Raw genomic sequence first — 7,112 nt, forward strand, 5'->3', positions numbered from 1 at the left:
GCGCGGGCAAACGAAGGGGGCGACTAGCATCGCCTATTCGGATAATTGATGACACACCCTAGGGCAGACGTTCCGTGGCGATGCCGCGGGTCTTCAGCTGCGCCTGCACGCTGTCCGGGCCGGCCAGGTGGGCGGCGCCCACGGCGACGAACACGGTGCCCGGCTGCTTGAGCATGGCGGCGATCTTGCCGGCCCAGATTTTGTTGCGCGTCACCAGCAGGCGCTGATAGAGCTTCGGCTCGCGCTGGCGCATCTGTTCGTCTTCCAGCTTGCCGATGGTGGCGACGTCGCCGTTCTTCCAGGCGTCCACGATCTGCTTCAGCTCGATCGTGGCGTGGTCGGTCTCGCGCAGGGTGGAGCGCAGGAAGGCCAGCTCGGTGGCCGGCGGCATGTCGGCGAGAAAGCGGATCTGCTGCTCGGCCGTCTCCAGCCCGAGCACGGTCTTGCCGGCCCGGCCCATCTGCCCCTTGATCAGCTTGTCCACGCCGTGTTCGGGATCGAGTCCGGCCTTCATCAGCGGCGTCACCGCCAGCGTCAGCGCGGCCAGCCAGGGGCGCATCACGTTCAGCGCCTGCAGGCCGCCGGGCACGCCGGCGGTCTTGGCCGCGGCCTCCAGCTTGGCGATTTCCGCCCGGGTCAGCCGGGTCGACAGCGGGTGCGCGGTGTCCAACCCGTAGCGCAGCACCAGGGCGGCCATGTGGGCAGGGTCGTCGTCGGTCAGCTCGATGTACAGCGTGCGGCTGTCCGCCAGCGCCTTGTCGAGGGCGGGGTAGTGCCAGTCGGTGTCGTTGGGCAGCAGGTGCACGGTGCCGAACAGGTAGATTGTGGTGTCGGCGTCCTTCAGCACCCACAGCGCGGGCTTCGCCGCTGCCGGAAGGCTGGCCAGGAGCAGGGCGAGGCAGGCGAGCAGGCGCGGGAGGAGGCGGGCTTTCATGCCTGGAAGTGTCGGGGCAAGCGGTTGTGCGATCAATCGCCCGCGTCGACGCGCTTGTATGACCGCCAGGCCGCGATAAGCGGTGAAACGGCTGGCCCTTTTCGTACGGTCATCCGGGCGTTGTCCGATCAAAGGCCGTGGCGCAGTACGGCGATGATCGCGAACAGTGCCAGGCCCATGGGGAAGACGACTTCGGTGACCAGTCGAAAGCGGTCCAGACGGGCGGTGGTCCGCATCAGGGAGAGCAAGGCCTCGAAGCGAGCGGTGATGCTGCGATCGACGGCCAGGCCGATTTGCTCCTGCTGCAAGGAATCCAGGCCATCGTTGCGGCAGTAGTCGGAAAATTCGTCCATGGCGCGCTGTCTTTGCCGGCTGTCCGCTTCGCGGACGGCGAGTTGCGCCTCGATATCGTCGATCGCCCCGCCCGAAAGCGATGGGTAGTGCGGCAATGGCGCATCAAGCCCTAACTGGATGCGCTTTTCCGTTCGCTCTCGCAACAGACGCTGTGTCTCTGTCGCGAGGAAGTCGGCTTTTTCCATCTTCGCGTTGTATTGCGCCAAGGCTTCGTCTTTCAGCCGCTGGTAATCGACCAGCGCCGGCATTCTCTGGTACCGGGCGGCCTGGTAGTCGCGGTAGAGATCGAGGACGTACAGGATCGCGAAATAGGCGCAGGCCAGTCCGGCCAGCGTCACCACGGCGACCATTTTCGACGGTGCGAACTTGAGGCCGGCGAACGTGCCTTCACCGAAGGTGACGAGGCCTCCCGACAGCAGGATCGTCAGTGCCGAAAGCAGGACCAGTTGCCGGCCGGCCTTGCGCGTCGCCTCGCTGCTGAAGGGAGCGAGCAGGCTGCTGCCTGGGCCGTTCAGGCGTGCCACCCAGTCGTTCGGATCCTTGGCGTCCATGGTTTCTCCTCGAGAAGAGTCGGATCGTTGCGGCGGATCTGGGGTCGGTTCGCCGGCTTGCCTCTAGTCGCTGTGGCCGGGCGTTTCCGAAGTGATCGCATCGGCGCTCGCCCGCGCCGTTTCGATCGGCCGGATCTCGAAGGACAGGCCGCAGGCCAGGCAGGGATTCCCCGCGGCGAGTTCGGCCGCCGCGTCGAGGCTTTCCGCGACGATGAACCAGTAGCCGCCGACGATCTCCTTGCTCTCGGCGAACGGACCGTCGATCACTCCCCTGGCCGAAACCCGCTTGCCCGCACGCGCAAGCCGCTGGCCGACGCGCATCCTGCCCGCCGCGACGAGCTGGCCGTGCCAGTCGTAGAACGCATCGATGGCGGCCTGGATCTCGTCGCTCGTCAGGTCCTCGTGCCATTGCCCGCGCGAGATGACGAGGTATTCGGCGGTGGAGGGAGAAGAGTCGTTCATGCTCGTGGCCTGTCCCATCGGTAGGTCATTATGCGTCCCGGCAGTGGCCGGCAATGTTGCATGGCCCGGAAAGGCTGTGGCGGTACGGTGTAGGTATCGACGTTGCGCCGGACGGTGGCTGCTACGGGAGCGCGGCCGCCACTACCGATTGGTGTTGGCGTGGCCCGGGGCAGTGCATGTCTTCGGAACGAATGGGGACGAGTCCTTGGGCGTGGTGATCGGATCATCTTCACGGCGCCGCCGAGCATATTGTCGTGACCGATGCGGTGCATGGATGTCCCAGGCCGAGCAGGGCCGGGCAGGCCGGGCGGCAGTCGCTTCATCGCGGTCCCCCAACGCATGACGAGGCCCGCACTATCCTGCCGCCCGGCGCATGAGGCAAGTTCGGCCTGAAGGAGGCCAGCCGTTGCCGGAGCATCGCGCATTCCGATGGAGGCAGTCGTTGCGTCACCTGGCCCGCTGCCGCGCGGCGCCAACGGACGCGCCATCGGCCCGCTGCCGGCGTGTCACCCGTCCCGGCGGGACAGCGGCGGCGCCACCGATTCCAGCGGCATCCGCTCGGCGCGCACGCTCCAGCGCCAGGCGACGCCTGCGGCGAGCAGCATCAGCAGGGCGCCGCCCAGATAGCCCCAGGCAATGGCGCTGCGCTCGCCGCTGCCGATCAGCGTGCCGAACAGCCACGGCCCGGCCACGCCGCCCAGCGCGGTGCCGACGGCGTAGAACAGCGCGATCGCCAGCGCACGCAGTTCCAGCGGGAAGCTTTCGCTGGCGGTGAGGTAGGCCGAGCTGGCGGCGGCGGAGGCGAAGAAGAACACCACGCTCCACGCCAGCGTCTGCGTGGCGGCGTCCAGCAGGCCGCGCTCGAACAGCCATGCGATGAGCGCGAGCAGTGCGCCGGACAGGGCGTAGGTGAGCGCGATCATCGGCCGGCGGCCGAGGCTGTCGAACAGCCGGCCGAGCAGCAGCGGGCCGAGGAAGTTGCCGGCGGCGAACGGCAGGATGTACAGCCCGATGCGCTCGTTCGGCACGCCGTAGAAGCGGCCGAGCACCAGCGCATAGGTGAAGAAGATCGCGTTGTAGAAGAATGCCTGCGCAGCCATCAGCACCAGGGTGACGGCGGTGCGCCCCGGATAGTCGCGCAGCAGGGTGCGCGTCACGTCGCCCCAGCGCAGGGCGCGCGGCCGCAGGTGCAGCAGGGGCAGCGGCGATGCGGGCGCGGTCGCGCCGTGGCGGCGTTCGATGTCGCCGACGATGCGCGCGGCTTCGTCGACGCGGCCGTGCAGCATCAGCCAGCGCGGGCTTTCCGGCAGGTAGCGGCGCAGCCACAGGATGCCAAGGCCGAGCACGGCGCCGATGCCGAACGCGCAGCGCCAGCCCAGCTCGGTCGGCAGCACGCGCGGATCGAGCAGCAGCATCGAGCCGAGCGCGCCCAGCGCGGCGCCGAGCCAGAAGCTGCCGTTGATCACCAGGTCGGTATGGCCGCGATAGCGCGCCGGGATCAGTTCCTGGATCGCCGAGTTGATCGCGGCGTACTCGCCGCCGATGCCGGCGCCGGTCAGGGCGCGCAGCAGCACGAACACCGCGAGGTTCGGGCTCAGCGCGGTGAGCGCGGTGGCGACCAGGTACAGCCCCAGCGTCACGTTGAACAGCCGCTTGCGGCCGAGCCGGTCGGTCAGCCAGCCGAACAGCAGCGCGCCGCCCACCGCGCCGACCAGGTAGCCGCTGGCGGCTAGGCCGACCTGCGCGTCGGTGAGGCGCAGTACCGGACTGGCCTTCAGCGCGCCGGCGATCGCGCCGGTGAGGGTGACCTCGAGCCCGTCGAGTATCCAGGTGATGCCCAGCGCCAGCACCACCAGGGTGTGGAAGCGGCCCCAGCGCAGGCGGTCAAGCCGCGCCGGCACGTCGGTGGCGACGGCGGCATCCGGCATCGCGTCGGATCGGGATGGCATGCGCCGAAGCTAGCGGGCGCGGAGTGGATGGCGCGTGGACGCGGCCGGCCGCGCGGCATCCGCGCGCATGGCTCGCCCACGGGCGTGCCTGGTGCGATGCCGGCCCATGGGCGCGGGCCGGTCACCGCGTACCGGAGCTGCGGGACGGGGAGCGCGAAGGCCGCCCGCTCAGCGCGGCACGCGGTAGCCGCCCGGGACGCCGTGCGGGCTGAGCGTGAGCTGCCACAACTGGTCGCGGCGGCTGCGGAACACCGCCGCGGAGACGGCGAGGTAGTAGTGCCACATGCGGCGGAAGCGATCGTCGTAGCGGTGCGCCAGGGCGGGCCAGGCGGCGTCGAAGTTCTCGCGCCAGGCGGTCAGGGTGAGGTCGTAGTCGGTGCCGAAGTTGTGCCAGTCCTCCACCACGAAGAGGCCTTCCAGCGCGGCGGCGACCTGGCTGGCGGCGGGGATCACCGACTTGGGGAAGATGTATTTCTCGATCCACGGGTCGGGCCGCGCCGGTTCGCTGTTGCTGCCGATGCAGTGCAGCAACGAGAGGCCGTCCTCCTTCAGGCAGCGGCGCACTGTCTCGAAGTAGGCGCGGTAGTTGAGCGCGCCGACGTGCTCGAACATGCCGATGGAGAACACCGCGTCGAACCGTTCGTCGATCTCGTGGTAGTCCTGCAGGCGGATCTCGATCGGCAGGCCGGCGCACAGCTCGCGCGCGAACTGCGCCTGCTCGTTGGAGACGGTGATGCCGACGCCCTCGACGCCGTAGCGCTCGGCGGCGAATTTCAGCGCCTCGCCCCAGCCGCAGCCGATGTCGAGCACGCGCTGCCCGGGCTTGAGCCGCAGTTTGCGGCAGACCAGGTCGAGCTTGGCTTCCTGGGCGTCGTCCAGGTTGCCCGCCCGGGCCCAGTAGCCGCACGAGTACACCAGCCGCTGGCCGAGCATGGCCTGGAACAGGTCGTTGCCGAGGTCGTAGTGGGCGCGGCCGATCTCGTAGGCGTGCTCGCCGCGCTGCAGGTTGATGAAGCGCGCCTTGAGGTGGGCGATCAGGGTGTCCAGCGTCTTCAGTTCGCGGTCCAGTCCGGCACCCAGCAGGCGGGTGAACAGGCCGGGCAGGTCGTCGGCGTCCCACCAGCCGTCCATGTAGGCCTCGCCCAGGCCGAGCGAGCCGTGGGCGAACACGCGCGCGTACAGCCGGTCGTCGTGCACGCGCAGGTCGCACGGCGCGTCGCCGTCGATGTGGATGCCGGCCTGCGCCAGCAGGGCGGTGGCGCGCTGCTTCAGTGAATCCTGGCTCATGTCCTGCCTCTCGCGACGAAAGAAACGGTCTCCCGGCCTGCGCTCAATGCGCGCCGAGCCGGGCGAAGCTTGCCGGCGCCTGCGCATACACCGCGTCCACGCCGGCTTCGCGCACCAGGGCGAGCAGCGCCTCGGCCTGCTCGGGCCGGAGCAGGAACTCGACCTTCACCGGCAGGTCGTCGCCGAGGTCGAAGAACTGCTCCTCGTGCAGCACCCCATGGCGGCCGAAGCCGGCGATGGCGCGGAACACCGAGCCGCCGCCGAGGTCGTGCCGCTTGGCCTGCTCCAGCAGCCACTCGGACAGCAGCATGCCGTCGTGGCGGGTATGGCGATGGCAGTAGAAGGTGAGTTGCAGGCCGTGCTGGATGGTTTCCTGGGTCATGGTCCGACTCCGGTCAGTGGCGCAGCAGGCTGCGGGTGAGGACGATGCCGAGCACGGTCAGGCTGATCGAGCCGACCAGGTGCAGGGCGACGTGCGCGCCGAACCACAGGTATTGCTCGCGCAGCAGCAGGGTGGAGGATTCGGCGGAAAAAGTTGAGAAGGTGGTCAGGCCGCCGAGAAAGCCGGTGAAGACGAACAGCCGCAGCTCGGCCGGCAGCGTCTGGAAGTGGTCCCATACGCCCATCGCGCAGCCCATCAGCAGGCCGCCGATCAGGTTGGCGGCGAGCGTGCCCAGCGGCACGGTGGGGAAGATCGGGCTCAGCAGGTGGCCGAGCAGCCAGCGCAGCCAGCAGCCGATGGCGCCGCCGATGCCGATCGCGATGAATCCGGTGTAGCCCACGTCAGTCTCCTTGCTGGAAAGCCGTCTGGACGTCCGCGGAAACAGGCACGCGCCTGCACCCGGAACGCTCCGGTGATGCAGGCATCATCAACCCCGTCGATCGGTCAAGGCGTGGGGCGGTTCGTTCCACGAGGGAACGGGAGGCATGCCATCTCCCTGTGCGACGCATGCTAGCCGATGGGCCGGGGCAGGGCCAAGCGGGGCGCGGCCGCGGCGGCGGCGAGGGAAATCCCGCATGGTCTTCCCATGCGGCGTCATTCCAGCGGAAGCTGGAATCCAGCGCCTTTGCCTTGTGCGGCTCGAATACCCAAATGCCCCAGGCATGGATTTACGCGGCGTCATTCCGGCGCAGACCGGAATCCAGTGCCTTTGCCTGGTGCGGCCTGAAGCCGCTGGATCCCAGCCTTCGCTGGGATGACGGGTTCACGCCGGATGGGTGGGCCCATGCCTGAACTGAGGATGCGCAGAGGCGGGCTTGGGCAGGGAGATGAGCGCATGCCGTCGCGCGCTACCACCCGAATGCCTCAGGCATGGATTTACGCACCGTCATTCCGGCGCAGGCCGGAATCCAGTGCCTTTGCCTGGTGCGGCCTGAAGCCACTGGATCNGTTCACGCCGGATGGGGGGCCATGCCTGAACTGAGGATGCGCAGAGAGCGGGCTTGGGCAGGGACATGAGCGCATGCCGTCGCGCGCTACTACCCAAATGCCCCAGGCATGGATTTACGCGGCGTCATTCCGGCGCAGGCCGGAATCCAGTGCCTTTGCCTGGTGCGGCCTGAAGCCACTGGATC

General features: G+C 68.8%; 7 protein-coding genes and 1 riboswitch. All 7 genes read right to left on the reverse strand.

The window, feature by feature from the left end; translation table 11 throughout:
- Window positions 1-58 precede the first annotated feature (58 nt).
- Window positions 59-934, reverse strand: coding sequence for a TraB/GumN family protein (locus tag ASG87_RS05060; protein WP_056001778.1), 876 nt, complete (start codon window positions 932-934; stop codon window positions 59-61).
- 128 nt (window positions 935-1,062) lie between these two features.
- Window positions 1,063-1,839, reverse strand: a complete 777-nt coding sequence (locus ASG87_RS05065; RefSeq protein ID WP_056001781.1) for a hypothetical protein — start codon at window positions 1,837-1,839, stop codon at window positions 1,063-1,065.
- A 63-nt stretch (window positions 1,840-1,902) separates the two neighbouring features.
- Entirely contained in the window at window positions 1,903-2,301 is a 399-nt protein-coding gene (locus tag ASG87_RS05070) for a YciI family protein (RefSeq protein WP_056001783.1), read from the reverse strand.
- 506 nt (window positions 2,302-2,807) lie between these two features.
- Window positions 2,808-4,250 carry an MFS transporter gene (locus ASG87_RS05075; RefSeq protein WP_056001786.1) on the reverse strand — a complete coding sequence of 481 codons (1,443 nt, stop codon included), beginning with the start codon at window positions 4,248-4,250 and terminating at the stop codon, window positions 2,808-2,810.
- 168 nt (window positions 4,251-4,418) lie between these two features.
- The gene (gene cfa, locus ASG87_RS05080) at window positions 4,419-5,537 is read right to left on the reverse strand and encodes a cyclopropane fatty acyl phospholipid synthase (protein WP_056001789.1); all 1,119 of its coding nucleotides are present in this window, start codon (window positions 5,535-5,537) and stop codon (window positions 4,419-4,421) included.
- 43 nt (window positions 5,538-5,580) lie between these two features.
- Window positions 5,581-5,919 carry a DUF190 domain-containing protein gene (locus ASG87_RS05085; protein ID WP_056001792.1) on the reverse strand — a complete coding sequence of 113 codons (339 nt, stop codon included), beginning with the start codon at window positions 5,917-5,919 and terminating at the stop codon, window positions 5,581-5,583.
- Window positions 5,920-5,932: 13 nt separating this feature from the next.
- Complete coding sequence (crcB, locus tag ASG87_RS05090) at window positions 5,933-6,319, reverse strand: fluoride efflux transporter CrcB (RefSeq protein WP_056001795.1); 387 nt, start codon at window positions 6,317-6,319, stop codon at window positions 5,933-5,935.
- Between the two features lie 71 nt (window positions 6,320-6,390).
- Window positions 6,391-6,484: riboswitch (Fluoride riboswitch) on the reverse strand.
- Window positions 6,485-7,112 lie beyond the last annotated feature (628 nt).

The organism is Frateuria sp. Soil773 (assembly GCF_001428405.1).
GTDB lineage: Bacteria > Pseudomonadota > Gammaproteobacteria > Xanthomonadales > Rhodanobacteraceae > LMSL01.